General features: G+C 68.1%; 20 protein-coding genes. 9 read left to right on the top strand and 11 right to left on the bottom strand.

Translation table 11 applies throughout. The features are described 5' to 3' along the window. On the top strand, positions 1 to 634 hold a 634-nt coding region (locus KBY67_RS13350; RefSeq protein WP_255111563.1), incomplete at its 5' end, for a hypothetical protein. A 26-nt stretch (positions 635 to 660) separates the two neighbouring features. Here the strand turns inward: KBY67_RS13350 and KBY67_RS13345 are convergent. Then, positions 661 to 1500 (bottom strand): bifunctional 2-polyprenyl-6-hydroxyphenol methylase/3-demethylubiquinol 3-O-methyltransferase UbiG, encoded by an 840-nt coding sequence (locus KBY67_RS13345; protein WP_255111562.1) that lies wholly within the window; start codon positions 1498 to 1500, stop codon positions 661 to 663. A 225-nt stretch (positions 1501 to 1725) separates the two neighbouring features. Further along, entirely contained in the window at positions 1726 to 2589 is an 864-nt protein-coding gene (locus KBY67_RS13340; protein WP_255111561.1) for a transglutaminase family protein, read from the bottom strand. A gap of 71 nt (positions 2590 to 2660) precedes the next feature. Here KBY67_RS13340 and KBY67_RS13335 point away from each other — a divergent pair, with 71 nt between their 5' ends. From KBY67_RS13335 to KBY67_RS13315, 5 genes are all read left to right on the top strand, one after another. Next, on the top strand, positions 2661 to 3506 hold the full coding sequence (locus tag KBY67_RS13335; RefSeq protein ID WP_255111560.1) for a sterol desaturase family protein: 846 nt from the start codon (positions 2661 to 2663) through the stop codon (positions 3504 to 3506). 4 nt (positions 3507 to 3510) lie between these two features. Next, positions 3511 to 5463, top strand: a complete 1953-nt coding sequence (gene mnmG, locus KBY67_RS13330; protein WP_255111559.1) for a tRNA uridine-5-carboxymethylaminomethyl(34) synthesis enzyme MnmG — start codon at positions 3511 to 3513, stop codon at positions 5461 to 5463. Between the two features lie 11 nt (positions 5464 to 5474). Next, the gene (locus KBY67_RS13325) at positions 5475 to 6404 is read left to right on the top strand and encodes a hypothetical protein (protein WP_255111558.1); all 930 of its coding nucleotides are present in this window, start codon (positions 5475 to 5477) and stop codon (positions 6402 to 6404) included. A 5-nt stretch (positions 6405 to 6409) separates the two neighbouring features. After that, positions 6410 to 7012, top strand: coding sequence for a chorismate lyase (locus tag KBY67_RS13320; protein ID WP_255111557.1), 603 nt, complete (start codon positions 6410 to 6412; stop codon positions 7010 to 7012). Positions 7013 to 7106: 94 nt separating this feature from the next. Further along, positions 7107 to 7643 carry a hypothetical protein gene (locus KBY67_RS13315; protein WP_255111556.1) on the top strand — a complete coding sequence of 179 codons (537 nt, stop codon included), beginning with the start codon at positions 7107 to 7109 and terminating at the stop codon, positions 7641 to 7643. A gap of 33 nt (positions 7644 to 7676) precedes the next feature. On the opposite strand, the gene KBY67_RS13310 is transcribed toward KBY67_RS13315, so the two are convergent. The 4 genes from KBY67_RS13310 to KBY67_RS13295 are packed head-to-tail and all read right to left on the bottom strand — an operon-like array spanning position 7677 to position 9634. After that, on the bottom strand, positions 7677 to 8198 hold the full coding sequence (locus KBY67_RS13310) for a DUF1269 domain-containing protein (RefSeq protein ID WP_255111555.1): 522 nt from the start codon (positions 8196 to 8198) through the stop codon (positions 7677 to 7679). Positions 8199 to 8240: 42 nt separating this feature from the next. Continuing rightward, positions 8241 to 8876: a hypothetical protein gene (locus KBY67_RS13305; RefSeq protein WP_255111554.1), complete on the bottom strand. Its 636-nt coding sequence runs from the start codon at positions 8874 to 8876 to the stop codon at positions 8241 to 8243. Positions 8877 to 8926: 50 nt separating this feature from the next. Beyond that, complete coding sequence (locus tag KBY67_RS13300) at positions 8927 to 9067, bottom strand: hypothetical protein (RefSeq protein ID WP_255111553.1); 141 nt, start codon at positions 9065 to 9067, stop codon at positions 8927 to 8929. Positions 9068 to 9091: 24 nt separating this feature from the next. Beyond that, positions 9092 to 9634, bottom strand: coding sequence for a SprT family zinc-dependent metalloprotease (locus tag KBY67_RS13295; RefSeq protein ID WP_255111552.1), 543 nt, complete (start codon positions 9632 to 9634; stop codon positions 9092 to 9094). A 107-nt stretch (positions 9635 to 9741) separates the two neighbouring features. Here KBY67_RS13295 and KBY67_RS13290 point away from each other — a divergent pair, with 107 nt between their 5' ends. Beyond that, positions 9742 to 10164, top strand: a complete 423-nt coding sequence (locus KBY67_RS13290) for a hypothetical protein (RefSeq protein ID WP_255111565.1) — start codon at positions 9742 to 9744, stop codon at positions 10162 to 10164. A gap of 20 nt (positions 10165 to 10184) precedes the next feature. Further along, entirely contained in the window at positions 10185 to 12287 is a 2103-nt protein-coding gene (gene ligA / locus KBY67_RS13285; RefSeq protein ID WP_255111551.1) for an NAD-dependent DNA ligase LigA, read from the top strand. Here the strand turns inward: ligA and KBY67_RS13280 are convergent. Beyond that, entirely contained in the window at positions 12258 to 13034 is a 777-nt protein-coding gene (locus KBY67_RS13280; RefSeq protein ID WP_255111550.1) for a hypothetical protein, read from the bottom strand. The two genes, ligA and KBY67_RS13280, sit on opposite strands and share 30 nt — an antisense overlap. A gap of 152 nt (positions 13035 to 13186) precedes the next feature. Here KBY67_RS13280 and KBY67_RS13275 point away from each other — a divergent pair, with 152 nt between their 5' ends. Next, positions 13187 to 13342 (top strand): hypothetical protein, encoded by a 156-nt coding sequence (locus tag KBY67_RS13275; protein WP_255111549.1) that lies wholly within the window; start codon positions 13187 to 13189, stop codon positions 13340 to 13342. A gap of 222 nt (positions 13343 to 13564) precedes the next feature. On the opposite strand, the gene KBY67_RS13270 is transcribed toward KBY67_RS13275, so the two are convergent. The 4 genes from KBY67_RS13270 to KBY67_RS13255 all read right to left on the bottom strand — a co-directional run bounded on the left by KBY67_RS13270 (position 13565) and on the right by KBY67_RS13255 (position 19014). Next, positions 13565 to 14284: a hypothetical protein gene (locus KBY67_RS13270; protein WP_255111547.1), complete on the bottom strand. Its 720-nt coding sequence runs from the start codon at positions 14282 to 14284 to the stop codon at positions 13565 to 13567. A gap of 75 nt (positions 14285 to 14359) precedes the next feature. Next, positions 14360 to 17476, bottom strand: a complete 3117-nt coding sequence (locus KBY67_RS13265) for a choice-of-anchor I family protein (RefSeq protein WP_255111546.1) — start codon at positions 17474 to 17476, stop codon at positions 14360 to 14362. Between the two features lie 149 nt (positions 17477 to 17625). Beyond that, complete coding sequence (locus tag KBY67_RS13260) at positions 17626 to 18240, bottom strand: TVP38/TMEM64 family protein (RefSeq protein ID WP_399214482.1); 615 nt, start codon at positions 18238 to 18240, stop codon at positions 17626 to 17628. Positions 18241 to 18294: 54 nt separating this feature from the next. Beyond that, positions 18295 to 19014 (bottom strand): molybdopterin-dependent oxidoreductase, encoded by a 720-nt coding sequence (locus KBY67_RS13255; protein ID WP_255111545.1) that lies wholly within the window; start codon positions 19012 to 19014, stop codon positions 18295 to 18297. Positions 19015 to 19125 lie beyond the last annotated feature (111 nt).

Here is a 19125-nt window from a genome sequence, read left to right as displayed (position 1 = left end):
AGGGCTTGCCATCACCAGTTCGATCTTGATCGGCTCCTGCAGGACCCTGCCCAGAGAGGCCGCCCCGATCCCCACTGCGGCCACCAGGGCCACCGGCCAGCGCAGGGCCAGCACCCAGCCGGCCGCCCTGGGCTGGGTGCTGGCCCTGCGCTGGCCGGTGGCCCTGGTGGCCGCAGTGGGGATCGGGGCGGCCTCTCTGGGCAGGGTCCTGCAGGAGCCGATCAAGATCGAACTGGTGATGGCAAGCCCTCTGCCGGTGACAGCCCAGGTGGATGTGGGCTCGATTCGGACCCCCTTGGTAGTCGAGAGGATCGCCGAGCCGATCCGCACCGCTCCAATCAAAACGATTCCAATCACCGCAAAGGTGACAATGGCTGAAGCGATCGATCTGGCCTCACCCCTGGCGGTGAACGTACCGGAGCTGAGTCGAGGGATCGGCGTCGCCGTCAAAGGCCCCGTTGAGGCCAGGGTCACCACACCCGTGACAGCCCAGGTCAGCGGCGCGGTGAACGCCCAGGTGACCGGTGATGTGGGAGCCAGCGTTCGCGGAGATGTGGGCGCAACGGTACAGGGGGCTGTGGAGGCCAAGGTGATCAATCGGCTGGATCATCAGCGCATTCGGATTGGCTTCTGAGCAGAACTCCAAGCGCCATCGAGACTTCAACTTCCATCGATCTTGTGTGCCACCTGCCAGCCCGAGAGCAACGTGAGGGACAGTTGTCCGTCCCATTCGCTCTCAATCAGCAGGTGCAGACGCTCCAACAGGAGACTGCGCACCTTCGGGGTTAGCTGCAGATAGCCGGAGTAACTGGCGAGCAGATCCAGATAGCGTTCCGCTGAAAAGCTGAAGCGGCTGTCGACGAGCCCGCTGAGGGGAGGCGAGAAGAGTTGCGGGTCGATCAGCACCGCCTCAAGGGCGTTGAGAATCGCCACCTGGGTGGTGCGATCTTCGCGGCGATAGAGCTGCGGTGCCAGCTCGGCGTAGAGCGGGGCGCTGTGCTGGTGGAAGGCCTCGCTGGGCTGCAGTTCCTTGTTCCAGAGCAGGATCAGCGCTCCACCGGGGCGCAGGGCCGCCGCCGCCTTGGCGCAGGCCACGGCTGGCTCGATCCAGTGAAAGGAGCTGGCGGCCAGCACCGCATCGAATGCCGCTGCCTGCAGGGGCCAGGTCTCAAAAGCCAGCGGCTCGATCGTGACGTTGCTGAAGGAGCGGCAACGCTGACTGGCCAGCGCACAGAAGGCGGGATTGGGCTCAAGGGCCAGCAGCGAACAGCCAAGGGGCGCCAGTGCAGCCGTGGCGGTGCCTGGGCCACATCCCAACTCCAGGACGCGGGAGGAGGCCGTCAGGCCAGCGGCGGCCACCACCTGAGCGATCAGGGCGGGGTCGTAGGCGGGACGCCCCCGGGCATAGGCCTCGGCCGCAGGGCCATACCAGGCTCCCCGCTCCTCGAGGGAACGGCTTGAGAAGCCGGCCAGTGAGCGCCGCAACAGCTCCGGCTCCATCACAGGCTCCCTACTGTGCGGCCGAGCATCAGCATCGTGAGGCAAACAACGGCTGGGCCAGTTTGCAGGCATCTCCGGCGCCAGCGCCGCCGCCCATCGGCATCTGAGATCGGAATCAGCGATCTATCTCGGGCAGGGCACGGTGAGTTCGCACTACGGCGAGCGTTTGGAGTTTGCGGTGGTGAACCAAGCCGGGGTGCAACGACAGGATCAACGACCCACAGCTCAGGGCCGCGCTTCCAACTCCGTCACCCACACCCCCACGCTGAGCGTGGAGCCACTCGGCCCCACGAACGAGCCCGCCACCGGCGGTACGGCCTTGGGCTCTCGGGCCACGGCCACCGCCATGTGGTGAGGGCCGGCGAGGGCGCCGATGGTGGGATCAAAGCCTTTCCAGCCGGCACCCGGCAGATAGACCTCCGCCCAGGCGTGGGTGGAGCCAGCGGCGGCGGCGGCCGCCGGGTCGTGGAGATAGCCGCTCACGAAGCGGGCGGCGAAGCCCAGCAGGCGGGCGGCCCCCAGGAAAAGGGTGGCGAAGTCGCGGCAGGAGCCGGAGCCGCCCCGGAGGGTGTGCTCTGGCGTCTGCACGCCCGGTTCCTCCCGGCGCTGGTAGCGCAGGCTGGCGTGGATGCGTGCGTTGATCCGCTCCAGCAGCGCGTAGGTTTCGATCCGCTCGCCGGGCTGCACCAGTGCCGCCACCCAGTGGGTCAGCAGCGGCGCAGGACTGGCCCCGGGCCTCTGGCGGTAGGGGGCCAGCAACAGCAGGTCCTCGTCGCTGTAGCGGAAGGGGAAGTGCAGGGCCTCGTCATCCACAAGGAAATCCAGGGGCGCCTGGTGGTACTGCTGAACCACCAGCTCGCTCTCGATCAGCAGCTGGACCGTGGGCTCACTGAAGCTGGCGATCGCCACCGAGTTGTCCTCCGCGTCGCGGTGCCAGCGCAGCTGGGCCGGTGGTGTGATGCGCAGGCTGGAGGATTCGATCCGCAGTTCATGGCCCTCCCGTGGCCTCAGCCGCAGAGCATGGGCGTCAAGCCGGACGGGCGCCTCAAAGCAGTAGGTGGTGAGGTGCAGGATCCGGTAGCGCTGCATGGCCGGGGCGGTTCAGGGCGGTACGGGGTCCCTAGGGTGGGTGTTGACGCCGTCGATAGGTCAACCAGTCCATGGCGATCGCACAGATCGACACCGAAACAGTGATCTGTTTGCTCGGTGGTCATTCCTTCGTGTTTTACGGATTTGTGTTTTTCGGCATCATCCTGGCCCGCTATTTCCTGCTGGCCGGTGGGTCCTGGTGGTGGCTCTACGTCCGCTCAACCGCAGCTGAGCCTGGACCCATGCCGCCTGGATCCAAGCTAGCTGAACCAATACCCGGGCAGAGGCAGCGGCACACCGATGGCATCGGCGCCGACATCCGCCTCTCGGTGCTCTCGGCAGCCGTGTTCGCCCTGGCCACCGCAGCAGTGCTCACGCTCCAGAGCCACGGGCTCACCAGCCTCTATGCCAGGCCCGACACCTACGGCTGGTGGTACCTCGCTGTGAGCTACGCCGCCGTGCTGATCCTCCAGGACGGGCTCTACTACGCCACTCATCGCCTCTTCCACCACCGCTGGCTGTACCGCTGGTGTCACCACGGTCACCACCGCACGCGCCAGCCCACCCCCTGGACCTCCTTCGCCTTCGATCCCCCCGAGGCCGTGGTGCAGGCCCTGGTGCTGGTGCTGCTGGTGATGCTGGTGCCGCTGCACCTGATCACCCTGATGGCGGTGCTGAGCACCATGACGGTGTGGGCGATCGTGAATCACCTCGGCCTCGACCACCTGCCCAGCGGCTTCCCCCACCACTGGCTGGGCCGCTGGGTAATCGGCCCCGCCCACCATTCGCTACACCATCGCCACCCGGGCGTGCACTTCGGCCTCTACTTCACCGTCTGGGACCGGATCGGTGGCACGGAAGACACCAGCTACGCCGCCGCCGTGGAGCCCCCCAGCGATCTGGGCGCCATACATTGAACGAATGGCCCTCAGCGCAGCCCCCAGCGAAACCTTTGAGCTGATCGTGGTCGGCGGCGGCCATGCCGGCTGTGAGGCGGCTCTCACCGCGGCGCGGCTGGGGATCTCCACGGCCCTGTTCAGCCTCAACATCGACCGCATCGGCTGGCAGCCCTGCAACCCGGCGGTGGGTGGCCCGGCCAAGAGCCAGCTGGTGCATGAGGTGGATGCCCTCGGCGGCGTGATCGGCCGCCTCGCCGATGCCACCACCCTGCAGAAACGGGTGCTCAACGCCAGCCGTGGGCCGGCGGTGTGGGCCCTGCGCGCCCAGACCGACAAGCGCCAGTACGCCCGCCAGATGCTGCAGCTGCTGCAGCACACCCCCAATCTGCAGCTGCGCGAGGCGATGGTCACGGGGCTGGAGGTGGAGCCGGAGGGCCGGATCAGCGGCGTGCGCACCTTCTTCGGCAGCGTCTATGCCGCATCGGCCGTGATCCTCACCACCGGCACCTTCCTGGGCGGTCAGATCTGGGTGGGCCAGCAGTCGATGCGTGCCGGCCGCGCCGGCGAGCAGGCCGCCGAAGGGCTCACCGAAGCGCTGCAGGCCCTCGGTTTCCACACCGACCGCCTCAAGACCGGCACCCCGGCCCGGGTGGATCGCCGCAGTGTGCGCCTCGATCAGCTCGAAGAACAACCCAGCGATGCCGAGGGCCGCTACTTCTCCTTTGATCCAGCTGCCTGGGTGAGCAGTGAGCCGATGGCCTGTCACCTCACCCGCACCACCGCCGCCACCCACCAGCTCATCCGCGACAACCTCCATCTCACGCCCATATACGGCGGCTTCATCGACAGCAAGGGTCCGCGCTATTGCCCTTCGATCGAAGACAAGATCGTGCGCTTCGCCGATAAGGACAGCCACCAGATCTTCCTGGAGCCGGAGGGCCGCGACACCCCTGAGCTCTACATTCAGGGCTTCTCCACCGGCCTGCCGGAGCGGCTGCAGCTGGAGCTGCTGCGCACCCTGCCCGGCCTGGAGCAGTGCGTGATGCTGCGGCCGGCCTATGCGGTCGAGTACGACTATCTGCCGGCCACCCAGTGTCTGCCCTCGCTGATGACCAAGCGGGTGCATGGATTGTTCAGCGCCGGCCAGCTCAACGGCACCACCGGCTACGAGGAGGCCGCGGCCCAGGGCCTGGTGGCCGGCCTCAACGCCGCCCGGCTGCTGCGGGGCCAGGAGCCGGTGCATTTCCCCCGCGAGGGCAGCTACATCGGCACCTTGATCGATGATCTGGTCACCAAGGATCTGCGCGAGCCCTACCGGGTGCTCACCAGCCGCAGCGAATACCGCCTGGTGCTGCGCGGTGACAACGCCGACCGGCGCCTCACCCCCCTGGGCCGGGAGCTGGGCCTGATCGACGACCGCCGCTGGGACTTGTTCCAGGCCAAACAGGTCGCCATCACCGCGGAGAAGCAGCGGCTGGAAACGGTGCGGCTCAAGGTCAGTGATCCGGTGGCGGCGCAGGCGGAAGCCCGCTCGGGGGCGCCGATCAAGGGCTCGATCACCCTCGCCGATCTGCTGCGCCGCTCCGGCTTTCACAGCCGTGATCTGGTGGACCTGGGCCTGGCCGATGCGGGCCTGCCGGCCGGCGTGCGCGAGGGGGCGGAGATCGATCTCAAATACAGCGGCTACCTGGCCCGCCAGCAGCAGCAGATCGATCAGGTGCGCAAGCAGGATCAACGCCCGATCCCCGGCAACATCGACTACAGCGCCATTGCCACCCTCTCCAAGGAGGCCCGTGAGAAACTCGCCGCCGTGCAGCCGCTCAACCTGGGGCAGGCCTCGCGCATCCCCGGGGTGAGTCCGGCCGACACCACCGCCCTGCTGCTGTGGCTGGAACTGCGCCGCCGGCGTGAGGGCCAGGAGGAGCAATTGTCGAATCGGCAGGCCACCCCTACGATCGCGGCAATTCCCTCCTGAGCCCAGCGGCCATGGGCGGTGATCAGCGCCCCATCTCCTCATCCCGGGCGTTCTGGGAGCTGAAGGCCGAGCAGGTGATGGATCGCGTGTTTTGCGCCGATCTGCCTGGCCTGGCCTTTCGCCCTGGGGAGTGGCCCACCCATGAGGGCTACAGCCGCGACCTGCAGCAGCCCGAGCCGAGCCTGGGCCTTGAGCCTGGCTCCAGTCCCGCACCGATCGATGTGGTGGTTCATGAGCCACCACCACATCTGCGGCCCGCAAGCCGAACTGGCACTCGATCAACGGCGCGGCCCCGCAACGCCGTTGCATCCGCTTCAACAGCGACTAGGAATCAGAGCCAACGGTCCCTGCTGGTGTTGATGGCGCTCCTGTCGGTGCTGGGGGCCGGCAGCACCGTTCTGGTGTGGCGGGGCTGGACCCAGGCCAGCATCGCTCTGCAACAGGAGCGCACCCTGCAGCTGCTGGAGCGCCTGCGCTCGGTGGGTCCGCTGGGGGGAGCCGAGCCGGGAGCCACAGCCGCCGCCACGGCCCAGCCCCCAGGCCAGGCGGGCGATGGCAGCGCCAACGGCCTGCCGCCGCCGCCGGAAGAAGCCTGGGTGCAGGAACTGGAGCCGCTGGAGAGCAGCTCACGGCCCTCAGCCGCCCTGCCGCTGCGGGTTCCGGTGAGCGGCACGATCACCCGGGGGGCCAAGGACAGGAGTGGAGAAGGGCTCCCCGGAGCTGGTGGGGGTGGTGCAGGTGCCCGGTCAGAACGGCTCAGCCATTTTCCAGATGGGCGGCAGCTCCACCAGCGCATCCGTGGGCGAAGCGATCGGATCCACTGGCTGGCGTCTGCGCTCCGCCAACGGCAACTCCGTGGTGATCGAGCGCAACGGCCAACAGCAGCGGGTGAGCATCAGCGGCGGCTTCTGAGGCTCCTTAGCCTGGACCTCCAGAGCTGAGGCTGATGGCCGACTCCCTGCTCACCCGGCCATGGGTCTCCCCCACCCCGCTGTGGGAAGCGCCGATCAGCGAGGTGCTCAACGCCCGGGCCGGTGGGCAGCTCAGCGGGGCCTGGAAGCTGCTGCTGCTGGGGGATGGCAGCCCCACCCGCCATCTGCACCTGCTCACCGGCACGCCGATCACGATCGAGCTGATCGCCATGGGACCCGAGCTCAAGTCGCAGGGCCGGCCCGCCGAGGTGGCGGAACTGGCGCCTCCCCTGCTACGGCGTCAGGTGTGGCTGCGCTGCAACGGCCAGGCCCTGGGCTGGGCAGAGAGCTGGTGGAACCAGGCGGAGGCCGAGCAGTCTCTGCGTGACCGGCAGCAACCCATCTGGCTGAGCCTGACCAGTGAGCGGGCGGAGCTGTTCCGCGAAGTGGACGGCCTGGCCCAGGTGACTGCCGACTGGCTGGAGCGGGGATTTGGCGCAACCGGACCATTCTGGAGCCGTCACTACCGCTTTTTCCGGCAGGGGCGGGAACTCACGGTGATCCGGGAAGTGTTTTCCCCGGCCCTGGAGCGCTGGCTGGGGGCGAGCCGTCACGACGCAGGTCTCCATAAAGTTTGATGAAGCCACGCCGATCTGTGGCGGTTTCCACTTGACAACTTGCGCATCCGGGGGATCTGGACAGGATGGCTGCATTGGTTTCACCTGTTCGACGATGACCACCACCCTTGGAAGCCCAGGAGGGCCTTCCGCCCCCGAGGCCGGAGATCAGTGGATCTCTCTCACCGACCTGGGCCGCTCCCTCGGCCTCTCGGCCGTCAGCTGCGGCCGCCTGTTGATCCAGGCCGGGCTGCGCCAGCTCAATGGCCTCCCCACCGAACGTGCCTTCCAGCTGGGCTTAGCCCGGGACAATGGCCAGGGTCTGCAACGGGGTCGCTCCACCCTCTGGCAGCAGACCGGCTGCGCCGCCGCCCTTGGGAGCCACTCCCCCCGCCAGCAGCCGACGCTGGTGGAGCAGTGGGCGGAACTGCTCTGGGCTCTGAAGCAGGGCTCCCCCTCGATCGTCACCTCCGCCGAGCAGATGGCGGAGGAGGTGCCCCAGGAGCTGGTGGGGGCCGTGAACCGTCAGCTACAGGACAAGGGCTGGGACTTCCAGGTGAGCCACCACCCCTGCCGGCCCCAGCAGAGCGCCCCGCACCACGGCCAGGCAGCCCCTGGCCGCAGCCGGATGCACCGCAGCAGCAGCCACTGAGGCCGGGAGCCCAGGGCCCGTGGCTCCGGGCGCTCAGCCCAGGCGCAGGGCTTCGGCCTGTTTGCGGCTGCTCTCCAGCAGTTCGCTGAGCTGGGCCTCATCGGTGTGGCTGAGGCTGGTGCGCAGCAACTTGGCGTGGGGCGCGAAGCTGCGCAGTCGCTCGATCACCCGATCGGGAGTGGCATCGCGTACCAGTAAGCAGAGGGCGGCGCTGGCCTTGGGCAGGGTTTCACCGAGCTCCCTCAGGAAGCCGTCGTTGATGCCCAGATCACTGAGCGCCCCGGACGCCGCCCCCATGCCAGCGCCGACGGCGGCACCCAGCAGGGGGTTGAGGAACAGCAGCCCCACCAGGGATCCCCAGAAGCCGCCCCCCAGGGCGCCGGCGGTGGTGAGGTTGATGGCCTGGCGCAGGTGCACCTGACCATCGGCATCACGCTCCACCACCACGGCGTCTTCCAGGGAGATCAGGTGCTCCTGCTGGATGGCGACCAACTCCTTGCGTACGGCTTCGGCCTCTTCAACTTTGGGAAAACCCACCACGATCAGGTTGCTCATGGACGCTGCGGAGTGTTGGAAGCAAAGCCCAGGCTAAAGGCTTCACTCCCGGCGGGGACGACGGCTGGAGCGGGGCAGGGGCCGACCGCCTGGGGGGGATGAGTCAGGAGCGAGGGGGCCCGTGGGCTCCTGCTCCAGGGGCTCCTGCCCCGGCGCCGGCTGAACGCTGCGCCCTGCGGGCGGAGGAACCGAGGCCTGAGCGCGGGCCGGAGGCAGCAGGGGGGCCGTCCGGCGGGAGATGGCCTCCAGGGGCCGGCGGGCTCCGGCCTCAGCCGCCGATGCCCTGGGCGCTGGCTGGCGCTGGGGTGACACCGGTGGTTGCCATGGCGGTTGTGGTGGCGATGGCGATTGTCGTTCGTCCTGGGGCTGCCATGGCGAGCCGTCCTGGCGCAGCGGGGGCCTGCGGCGTTCTGGAGGCTCAGGGCGCTCCTGCCAGGGTTCCGGCCAGTCGTCGTCGCCTTCGAGGAACCAGTCGATGCGGTTCTCCACCCAGCGGCCCAGACCCTCCAGGCCCGGGCGCCCGCCGGCTCGGCGCTCGGCTCCACGGGCCTGCGGACGCGAGCCAGGGCGAGCCCCGGCCACTCCATCCACCAGCTGCCGTCCTGCCGACATCCATTGATCCAGGGAGCCGCCGCTGCGGCGACGTCCCCGGCGGGGAGGATCTCCCGAACCGTTCATGGCCCTCGCCTGTGCCATCGCAACCGATATGACCTGACCCTAACGGCCCCTCAAGGGCCGGCTGCCCGGCGCGGGCTCGTGCTCGGGCCCACCAGGCCCAGGCGATGGGCGCGTAGCCAGCGCTCCCGCCCCAGACCCAGCAGGGCGATCGAGACACCCCCTCCCTGCAGCACCCACAGAAACAGATCCACGGGTCCCGGCTCAGTGGCGGAACCCTAGGCCGCACGGGCCTCGAACACCAGGGCACAGCTGGCATCCCAGCGACCCCCATGCAGTCGCTCGCAGCAGAGCCGGCAGGCCAGGCCCCGCACCCGGCGGCGGTAGGCCGCGCTGACACCGCAGCAGGGGCAGCGGGCGATCCAGGGGGCCGACGCCAGTGGCAGCGGGTAGTGGTGGCGCAGGCTCACCTCGAACTCCCCCTGGGCGGCATTGATCCGCGCCATCGCCGCCCGGAAGTGGGGGCCGTGCACCTCGCGGGCCTGCAGCACACGATCGATCCAGGCGTGGATCATTTCGTGGCAGAGGGTGCCCAGGGTGGCGCTGGCGGGCAGGGGGGCCAGCACTGGCCGCGAGAGCACGATCTCGCAGAGGGCCGAGCCATCCCGCCGGCGGCCGCGGCGGTAGAGGCCGGCGGTGCGGCTCATGCGTCCGTCACTCCAGCGCAGCTCCAGCAGGGGCAGGCCGCCCGGGGCCAGGGCACCGCCGAAGTGCTCACGGTCGAGGCGATGGAACAGGGGCAGCAGAGGCGACAGGGGCATGTCGCAGGCAGCGGATGACGCAGGCGTGGCCCCAGTGTGGGGGGTTCACTCCCGGGCCGGCGGGGCCGTCGGTCAGACTCGGCAACCTGAACGCGCGCATGCAGACGATGGACTGGGGTCTGGCCCAAACGATCGGCACCAAGGTCCTGCTGGCCGGAGCTGGGGCTCTGCTCCTCTACTGGACCTACACCGCCGTGCGCCTGGTGATCAGCGCCCGCGGCATCAACCCGCTGCTCAAGCAGTTCTTCACCCAGGTGGCCTCCGGCCAGATCGATGGCGCCTATCTGCTCACCACCAGGAACTACCGCTCCCATGTGAACCGGCAGCAGTTCATCCGCTTCCTGGCGGGGCTGCAGCTCAACAAGTACCGCAACCTCAAATCGGGCCGGCCCCGGCTGCAGGAGGGCCAGATCATCCTCACCGTGAAGCTCAAATCGGAAGCCAAGGATGAACTGCCCCTGGATTTCACCTTCGTGAAGGTGGAAGACGCCTGGCGGGTGGAGCGGATCCAGAAACTGGCCGCGGCCTGAGACCGGGGCGCCGGCCTGCCATGCCGCCCACCGCCGCCGCCGAGTCGAGCCGGGCCGAAGAGCTCCGTCGCCTGCTCAACCGTGCCGCTCACGCCTACTACGTGCTCGATGCTCCAGAGATGGAGGATCCGGTCTACGACCGGCTCTACCGGGAGCTGCTCGACCTGGAGGCGGCCCATCCGGAGCTGGTCAGCCCCGACAGCCCCACCCGGAGGGTGGGTGGCGCCCCGGCCGACGGCTTCCGCACCGTGGAGCACAGGATCCCGCTGCTCAGCCTCGACAACGCCTTCTCCAGCGAAGAGCTCGAAGCCTGGTTTGCGCGGCTGCTGAAGGTCATGGACCGTACCCCGGAGGCCGGAGAGCCCCTGCCGCCCCTGCCGATGGTGGGGGAGCTGAAGATCGACGGCAACGCCCTGGCGCTCAGCTACGAGCAGGGGGTGCTGGTGCGAGCCGCCACCCGCGGCGACGGCGAGCGCGGCGAGGAGATCACCGCCAACGTGCGCACGATCCAGGCCGTGCCGCTGCGGCTGCAGCTGGAGCGGCCGCCGGCATGGGTGGAGGTGCGCGGCGAGGCCTTCATCCCCGACGGCACCTTCGCGGCGATCAATGCCGAACGGGAGGCCCGTGGCGAATCCCTCTTCGCCAACCCGCGCAACGCCTGCGCCGGCACCCTGCGCCAGCTCGATCCAGGCGTGGTGGCCAGCCGGCGGCTCGATTTCTTCGCCTACACACTCCACCTGCCGGACGACTGGAGTCCGGTCCGGGCCGATCCGGCACGGCCCCGCAGTCAGTGGGAATCGCTGGCATGGCTGGCCGCCGCCGGCTTCCGGGTGAATCCGAATGCCGACCTCTGCCCCGATCTGGCGGCTGTGGAAGCCTTCTTCACCGACTGGGAGACGCGGCGGGCACAGCTCCCCTATGCCACCGACGGGGTGGTGGTAAAGCTCGATGACCTGCGCCTGCAGGCCGATGCCGGCTTCACCCAGAAGGCGCCGCGCTGGGCGATTGCCCTCAAGTACGCCGCGGAGGAGGCGCCAAGCAAACTGCTGCGCCTGGTGGCCCAGGTGGGGCGTACGGGGGTGGTGACACCGGTGGCGGAGTTCGAGCCGGTGCCTCTGGCCGGCACCACGGTGAGCCGCGCCACGCTGCACAACGCCGACCGCCTGGCCGAGCTGGATCTCCGCGCCGGTGACACGATCGTGGTGCGCAAGGCCGGCGAGATCATCCCTGAGGTGGTGCGGGTGCTGAGCGAACTGCGGACGCCGGGAGCCACGCCGCTGCAGCTGCCCCCCAACTGCCCGGAGTGCAGCTCAGCGCTCGTGCGTGAGGAAGGCGAGGCCGCCACCCGCTGCGTGAACAGCAGTTGCCCGGCGATCCTGCGCGGCGCCCTGCGTCACTGGGTGAGCAAGGGGGGCCTGGATGTGGATGGGCTGGGAAGCAAGCTGATCGAGCAGTTGGTGGACCGGGGCCTGGTGGGCTCGATCGCGGGTTTATACCGCCTCGATGCCGCCCTGCTCGCCAGCCTGGAACGGATGGGGGAGACCTCGGCGCAGAAACTGGTGGCGGCCCTGGAGGCCTCGAAGCAACAGCCCTGGCATCGCCAGCTGTACGGGCTCGGGATCCACCATGTGGGGGCGGTGAACGCCAAGGCGCTGGCGAAGGCCTTCCCTTCGGCCGTGGCCCTGCACGAAGCCGCGGCGGAGCAGCCGGAGGCGATCACGGCGGTGTTCGGCATCGGCGGGGAGATCGCCGAATCCCTTCGCCAGTGGTTCGCCACCCCGGCCAACCTCGCCCTGCTGGCGGAGCTGCAGGCCCTGGGGATCTCCATGGCGGCACCCGAGGGGGAGCAGGGAGTTGGGGGAGAAAGCGACGGCCCTGGCGGGGCGGGGCACCTCAGCGGCCAGACCTTCGTGCTCACCGGCACCCTGCCGAGCCTCAGCCGCAGCCAGGCCCAGACCCTGATCGAGGCAGCCGGCGGCAAGGTGAGCGGCTCGGTGAGCAAGAAGACCAGTTACGTGGTGGCCGGCGCCGAGGCCGGCAGCAAGCTGACCAAGGCGGAGACCCTCGGGGTGGCCGTGCTCGATGAGGCGGGGTTACGGGCTTTGCTGGCCAGCGGGCCGTAGCGCTGGCGAAGGGAACGCCTTCTGCCGGAGCTGATCGGCCAGGTGGGGATTCGCAACCGCCCAATCCACCAAGCCCCGGTCCTGGAGATAGCGCTCCCATCCGCCCGCAGTGGCCATGGCAGGCGCAGGGGCTGGAGCTGAGGAGGGATCGGGGAAAGGAGCGGCAGCCGGGTCGATGGCATCGAGCCGATCAGGCAGCAGGGAGTTGGTCCCCGCAGTGGTGCCAGCCAAGCGCAGTGCATCAAGTGACCGGGTCTGCCCCATCGCCAGCCCGCTGACCAGAGGCAACGCGGCCCGCAGGCGGCCAGCCGGCTTCGGGTTCAGGAATCGGAACTGATGGGTGATCTTCTGCCCGCTGGGGCCATAACCGACGACGTTGAAGCTCAGCTCAGCGCTGTCGCCCGATCGGAAGCCGGAGAACATCCCACGCACCAGGCCGGTGATCAGGCCTACCGGGGCCGCCACATAGGTGGAGCCCAGGGCCAGCGGTGCCGCGTAGGCCGCGGACGTCATCAACAGGTTGCCGGCCCCTGCAACCGCATTCCCGACCCCGTTGCCGCGACGCTGCTCGCTGTCGTTGAACCACTGGGCAATACGGCCCGCCGGGATGAACCCCGAAGGCCCATCGATCCCGCTGGCATCGAGGCGAATCGTGCACGGCTCCTCGCCGCAGAGAGCCGCGTAGGGAGTAGCCAGCGCCGGTGCTGGCGCCAGCAGAACGACAAGAGCAGCTGAGCGGAGGTGCACCAGGAGTCGGGGCTGATTCCAGCCGCAGGCAAGTGGCCGCATCCTGCCGGAACTGCCCAGGGTCTGCTCAGAGAAGGGGTGGCGCACGCCAGAGTGGTCCAGAAGCCAGACTTCATCAAAGAGCAGGCTCTATTCACGAGTCGAATGTCCCCATGAGCGCTCCCGTCACCGAACCGGCGATTCACCGCTGGATCAAATCAGAGTGTGGCCGCGCCAAATACGCCGAACTCGCTTCCCGTCCTGGGCTGCTCGCGAAGTTGCGGCTGGCCTGGTTCGTCGGGATCGCCGCAATCCGCGACTGGTTCTAGGGCGAGCCGACGCCACTGGACTCACCTCAGCCAGCCATCCAGATCGAGGCCACGGGGTGCCCAGACAGGTGCCGTAAATGGCGCTGGGCCAGCTTGAAGTCCCTACTCCGGCAACAACAGAGTCACCCAGCGGAAGAAGAAGGGACTCAAAACTGCGATGCATGTAAGCGTGCGCATGGCGTGGAGATCACCCTGCTGGCAAGTCCAAGTCCGGCGCGGAATTCAAGGTGCCTGGAACAGCCGTTGCCGCAACGCCTCCGCCAACTGCGGGTTGCTGGCGGCCCACTCCACCAGGCCACGCTCCTGCAGGTAGGCCTGCCAGTCGCCGCTGCCGCTGGAGGCGAGGGCGTTTCCCTGGGGGGGAAGCGGTTCAGGCACCGACGAGCGGGTCTCCCCCATCGCCAGACCAGTGACCATCGCCAGGGCGATGCGCACCTGACGGGCCGGCTTCTGGTTCACGAACTCGAATCGGTGCTCGATGGTCCGCCCGTCACGGCCCTGGCCCACCACCAGGAAGCGGCGTGGTCCATCCTCCCCGTCGCGCTTGGAGCCAGCCCCGCGCAGCAGCCCACCGAGCAGACCCAGCGGTGCGCTGACGTAAACAGGCACCAGAAAAGCCGCCGCCGATTTCATCGTGTTCATGGTGCTGGCGCCGACCACTTCCCCCAGGCCCGGGGGATCTCCCCCCGCTCCAGTGGTGACCCGGTGGCTGATGCTTGCGGCCGGGATGAAGCCAGCCGGCCCGGCGATCCCGCGCTCATCCAAAACGATGGTGCAGGGTCTGTCAGCGCAGATGGCCTGGAAGCTGGTGGCCAGCACCGGGCTGGGCCCGATGGCCGGGGAGCCGGCAAGGGTGGGCGTCCCGATCAGCAGCAGGGTGAGCCCGGTGCTCAGGCCTGCGTGTGCGCCCGGGGCGCCTGGAGCATGGGAGCGATGCAACACGGAACCGGCTGTACAGCCTGTGGTTGTTGACTCCCATCCTGGCGCGTGTGACGCGATCAGCACCTAGCCCCAGCCTCAGCCGAAGGCCAGCCCCGGAGTGCCGATCAGGGTGAGCTGGCCACCCTCGGTGAGGTAGCTGGCACCACCGAGGTTGCCATCGCGCAGGCTGTGGGCCTGCACATCCCCCAGGAAGAACGAGCCGGCGGCGGATCCATACAACGACGACACATCGATGATCCCAGACGACTCCCAGTTGCCCACGTTGGCGGGATTGATGGAGGGGCTCAGGTTGGTCTGGCCGTAGGCAGCCGGAGCGGTGCTGGGATCGATCACGGCCCAGCGCTGGGCTGCCACCCCCTGGGGGTTGGTGATCGGATCGATGGTGGCCCTGGGATCGAGCTTCCAGATCGACGCCTCGACGGAGCCGAACTGACCCCCCCCGATACCTCCGGGAACCGCCCGGTCCTCCTGGGCATAGATGAATCCATCGGCCGACCAGGTGAGGTTGTCGGGATTGCGGATGCCCGCCTGGGGAGTCAGCCCCTTGTCGCCGTCGTAAATCACCCGCAGGGAGGTGGTGTTGCTCGCCGCCAGCAGGCCCTTGCGATCGAAGGCACCACTGAAATCAAGGGTGAGCAAGTTGCCGTAGCGATCAGCTGCGTCGAAATCGCTATTGCCCGTGGTGGCTACCACCGCCTGGCGGCCATTGAGGGGGTTGGTGTGGATGTCTTCGATGCGGCTGAGCTGCAGGCCACCAACGTCGATCACCTTGGCCTTGAGCTGATCCTCCGACCAGCTGGCCACCTCGCTGCCGTTGCCCACCTTCACCCACGAACCGGCCTGGGAGGATCCGATCGCCGTGGCGGCCAGATCGGCGGAATCCGGGATGCCCGAGGTCCCCGCCGCTGAGCCGATACCGCCGGCGGCAGGCTTCCAGGTGTAGAGGCTGCCGCTACTGGTATCCATGCCGTTCTGGGCGAGGAATCCATTGCCTCCCTTCGTTCCCACCCAGAGCAGCAGGCCGGCGGTGTTGTCGTCGGCCAGCAGCAAAGCCACGGTCTTGCTGTTACCGGTATCAATCAGGGTGGCGTTCTCCCAGCCGGCGCGTCCGAGGGCCGGCACCGCATGCAGCTCGGCCGTCTTCACGTCGAGGGCATACATCAGGCCTTCGGACGTTTCCTCGCCGGTGAGGTAGATATCGTCGCTAAAACCCCGGCCCTTGCCGAAGCTACGGGCCTCCAGGTAGGTGGAGGAACAGAACCGACTGAGGCCGCCGCCGAGCTGATCGGCGGCGGTAACCAGTTTGCCACTGGCATCGAAGATGCGCTCGTAAGCCAACCCACCGGCCAGCACTTTCGATTGATAGCCATTACTGGCGTCGTCGTCGATGTCTTTATCAACAATGAAGCGGCTGATTCGGGCTCCCTGGAGCTCTTCTCCGGCAGCGAAATCCTCCAGGGCGTAGCCATAGCCGGCTGTGCTGCCCAGTTCATGGTTGGCCAGCACGGTGTAAGTGCCGTCGCCGTTGTCAAAGGCGCCCAGGCCATCGAGGATTCCGGGCGGCACGTAGCTGGCCTCGGGCTGCACCTGGGGCGCCTGACCCCGGTTGGTCTTGTCATCCTTGTTCAGGGCCGCGCGGTTCTGCCCGTTCCACTTGTCGCCGGCTTCCAGCAACCTGGTGCTCTCGCCCACGGTGAACAGGGACTTAAAGCTCAGATCCACATCCCCATCGCGGAGCATCGAGGTGGAGTAGGTCCCGGCGGGGTTGCGGTCTGCGTCCTGAGCCACCAGGGCACCGGCATCGAGGATGTCGATGGTGGCGTTTACCGGGGTGGTGCCTTCATTGGCCACCACCAGCAGTGCCTGACCGGAAGGACTGCTGGCCGGATCGATGAACAGCAGGCCCTCGGGCCTGAAGCTGCCCGGCAGCACCACGCTGGTGACGAAATCGACGGCGCTGGGGTCACTGACGTCAAACACCGACACCATCGAGTTGGCGGTGCGCTCCAGACCCACAAAGGCATAGGTGCGCCCATTGAGGCGACCGAGTGTCACCATCTCCGGCTCCACGCCCTTGGCGTCGCTGCGGTTGTCGGCGTAGACCCCGGCGCCGATCGCGGAGCTCTGCAGCTGCACGCCGCTGTCCCAGATCAGCTCACCCGAGGCGCTGAACAGGCTGAGGCTGCGGCTGCCGAAGGCGGTGGAGCTGGCAGTGCCGCCTGGGGCGATGCCGTTGCGGATGGTGCTGACGTCAGGGACGTTGTTTACGGGCGGCGCGAATTCGTCGTTGAAGGTAGCGCCATAGTCGGTGCGGCCATCCCCCTCGTTGGCGGTGAGGAAAAAGGTCTGTCCGTTGGCCACGAAGCTGGCGATGCCATCCGGCATGCGCAGGCCGAGGATGTCGCTGCCGGGCGTGAAGCGGTTGCCAAAGCTGGGGGCTGTGCTGCTGTTATCGGTGAGATCAACGAACTGATCGCTGTAGTTAACGGCTCCCAGGGGCAGCAGCTGGATGATGGTTCTGGTGGCCAGGTCCACCACAGCCACCCCGTTGTTTTCCTGCAGGGTCACGTAGGCGCGATTTCCGGAAATGGCGATCGCCTCGGGCTCCAGGTCCTGGGCGAAGGTGGTGCCAGAAGGAACGCTGGAGCTGAAGCGCAGGGCCGTGCCATCCACCACGCCGCTGGGCGGCGGCGTGAAGCCCGTGAAATCGAGCAGGGCGGCATCGAGTCCCAGATTGGATCCGCCAGCATCAGCCACGTTGATCACGCTGATCGAGCCGAGCGGATCAACGGAGTAAGTGTCATTGGGCTGGCCTTCGTTGGCCACCACGAGCTTGGAGCCGTCGGCGGAGAAGGCCAGGCTGTCGGGCAGCACCCCGACCGCCTGATCCTTGAGGAAGGCCAAGCTGCCGTCGGTGGCGATCCGGTAGAAGCGCACCGTTCCTGGGGCCACCCCACTGCTGGTGGGTTGCAGCGCCACCGCCACCAGATCGCCGAACACAGCCACCGACTGGGCTGAGAACCCGCTCAGCGGCGTTTGGGCCAGCACAGCTGCACTGGCCACGTTGGTGATGGTGCTGACCGTGAGAGTGCTCCCCCCACCCACGCTCACCAGATAGGAGCCGGCGCCAACGCGCGCGAAGGCTGTGATCTCACCATCGACATTGGTGATCTTCTTGAGGAGGACGGACATTGACGGCGCAGTTCCCTGGCTGAGGCGAGCTCGCGTCCACTGTCCACATGGTTGGCCATCAATAGTTCAAGAGCCGGATAAGGCCTCGGGAAGATCGGGTCAAGATCTTGCACATCCGTTTTGGCTCAAGCCCGACCAACCGGTGTGGGCTAATCCGGATCCAGCCGCTCCAGGGCACGCCGAGCCGCACGGCTCACCAGAGCAATTGAGGCCACCGTGGCGACCAGCCCCAGGATCCGCAGCGCCCACGTGCCGGCATCCGCCTCGCCGTGGAGCACCTCCCCGAAGCGGGCCACATCGCCGGCGAGCGCGCCCAGGGCGCAGAACAGCACTGTGCCGGGAAGGATCGCGATCAGACCGATCATGTAGTCGCGCAGGCTCACCTCACTGAGGCCATAGGCGAGGTTGAGCAGGCTGAAGGGGAAGGCCGGCGAGAGGCGGGTGAGCAGCACCAGCTTCAGGCCCTCCTGGCTCACGGCCCGCTCGATCGCCAGCAGCTTCGGGAAAGCTTGCAGCCGGCGGCGAGTCCAGCCCCGCAGCCAATGGCGGCCCAGCAGAAAAGCAGCCACGGCGCCCAGCGACGCGCCAACGAACACGATCACGCTGCCCCAGAGGGTGCCGTAAAGCGCACCGGCCAGCATCGAGGCCCACACCCCCGGCAGCAGCAGCGTCACCCAGAGGGCATAGAGGGGTACGAAAGCCACGGCTCCAGCGGGGGAGCGCAGGGCAGACAGCAGCGGCTCAAGCCAGGGGGAGGGGTCCACGAGCAGGGCGGCGCTGGAGGCCCAACACTGGCAGGAGCGGCCGGGCTTCCGGGTTCAGAGACCAGCGAACCATTCGTAGCCCTGGTCTTCCCAGGTGCCGCGGCGCTCACCGAGACTCGAAACCACCCGCAGGCCCGTGACCCACTTGCTGAGCTTGTAGCCCAGCTTGATCGGAGTGGCCAGGCGCACAGGAGCACCGTTCTCCACTGGCAGTGGCGACCCGTTCATAGCCGTGGCCAGCAGGGTCTGGGGGTGGAGGGCAGAGGCCCGGTCCCAGCTCTCGAAGTACTGATCGGCCGACTCGATCTCCACGTAGCCGCCCAGGAGCGAGATTCCCGCCAGGGTGAGCACATCCGCCAGACGCACCCCCGACCAGGCCACGATCGCCGCCCAGCCCTCCACGCAGACATGGCGCATGGTGACGCTCTGCTGGGGCAGGGCGGCCAGGGCCGCCAGGTCGAGCTGGAGCGGCCGGTTCACCAGACCCTCCACCCGCAGCCGGTAGCTGCCGGGATCCAGGCGGGGCGTGCCGTTGAAGCTGTTGATCAGCAGCGCCTCAGGATCCACTTGATCGGGCCGGAACTCCGGCACCGGGCCGCGGCCCTGCAGCAGTGCTTCGAGGCGTTCGTTGATGGGCTCGCTGATCTGCCCCACCTGCTCGCTGAGGCCATTGAGGGCGCAGCCACCGAGCAGCAGGCTCGAGCCGCCCGACACTCCCAGGCCCAGAAGCCGGCGGCGGCTGAGCAGAGAACGGGGATCGGGGGAGTTGTTCATGGCAAGGCTCAAGTGAACATCGAGCGCAGCAATCGCAACCCGCCGATCCGCCATGAGAGCAGCACGTGGGCGATCAGCAGCAGGCCGATGGCGGGGATCGTGGCGAAGTGG

It is taken from the genome of Synechococcus sp. RedBA-s (genome assembly GCF_024345495.1).
GTDB lineage: Bacteria > Cyanobacteriota > Cyanobacteriia > PCC-6307 > Cyanobiaceae > Regnicoccus_A.
Note: the sequence above shows the minus strand (reverse complement) of the source record. Positions and strands in the feature narration are given on the sequence as shown.

Excerpts from the sequence above, each read along its gene's own strand:
- KBY67_RS13320 (WP_255111557.1), top strand. The coding sequence starts at position 6,410 with ATGGCCGACTCCCTGCTCACCCGGCCATGGGTCTCCCCCACCCCGCTG.
- KBY67_RS13335 (WP_255111560.1), top strand. The coding sequence starts at position 2,661 with ATGGCGATCGCACAGATCGACACCGAAACAGTGATCTGTTTGCTCGGT.
- KBY67_RS13345 (WP_255111562.1), bottom strand. The coding sequence starts at position 1,500 with ATGGAGCCGGAGCTGTTGCGGCGCTCACTGGCCGGCTTCTCAAGCCGT.
- KBY67_RS13265 (WP_255111546.1), bottom strand. The coding sequence starts at position 17,476 with ATGTCCGTCCTCCTCAAGAAGATCACCAATGTCGATGGTGAGATCACA.
- KBY67_RS13340 (WP_255111561.1), bottom strand. The coding sequence starts at position 2,589 with ATGCAGCGCTACCGGATCCTGCACCTCACCACCTACTGCTTTGAGGCG.
- mnmG (WP_255111559.1), top strand. The coding sequence starts at position 3,511 with ATGGCCCTCAGCGCAGCCCCCAGCGAAACCTTTGAGCTGATCGTGGTC.
- KBY67_RS13315 (WP_255111556.1), top strand. The coding sequence starts at position 7,107 with ATGACCACCACCCTTGGAAGCCCAGGAGGGCCTTCCGCCCCCGAGGCC.
- KBY67_RS13290 (WP_255111565.1), top strand. The coding sequence starts at position 9,742 with ATGGACTGGGGTCTGGCCCAAACGATCGGCACCAAGGTCCTGCTGGCC.
- ligA (WP_255111551.1), top strand. The coding sequence starts at position 10,185 with ATGCCGCCCACCGCCGCCGCCGAGTCGAGCCGGGCCGAAGAGCTCCGT.
- KBY67_RS13325 (WP_255111558.1), top strand. The coding sequence starts at position 5,475 with ATGGGCGGTGATCAGCGCCCCATCTCCTCATCCCGGGCGTTCTGGGAG.
- KBY67_RS13310 (WP_255111555.1), bottom strand. The coding sequence starts at position 8,198 with ATGAGCAACCTGATCGTGGTGGGTTTTCCCAAAGTTGAAGAGGCCGAA.
- KBY67_RS13305 (WP_255111554.1), bottom strand. The coding sequence starts at position 8,876 with ATGAACGGTTCGGGAGATCCTCCCCGCCGGGGACGTCGCCGCAGCGGC.
- KBY67_RS13275 (WP_255111549.1), top strand. The coding sequence starts at position 13,187 with ATGAGCGCTCCCGTCACCGAACCGGCGATTCACCGCTGGATCAAATCA.
- KBY67_RS13255 (WP_255111545.1), bottom strand. The coding sequence starts at position 19,014 with ATGAACAACTCCCCCGATCCCCGTTCTCTGCTCAGCCGCCGCCGGCTT.
- KBY67_RS13295 (WP_255111552.1), bottom strand. The coding sequence starts at position 9,634 with ATGCCCCTGTCGCCTCTGCTGCCCCTGTTCCATCGCCTCGACCGTGAG.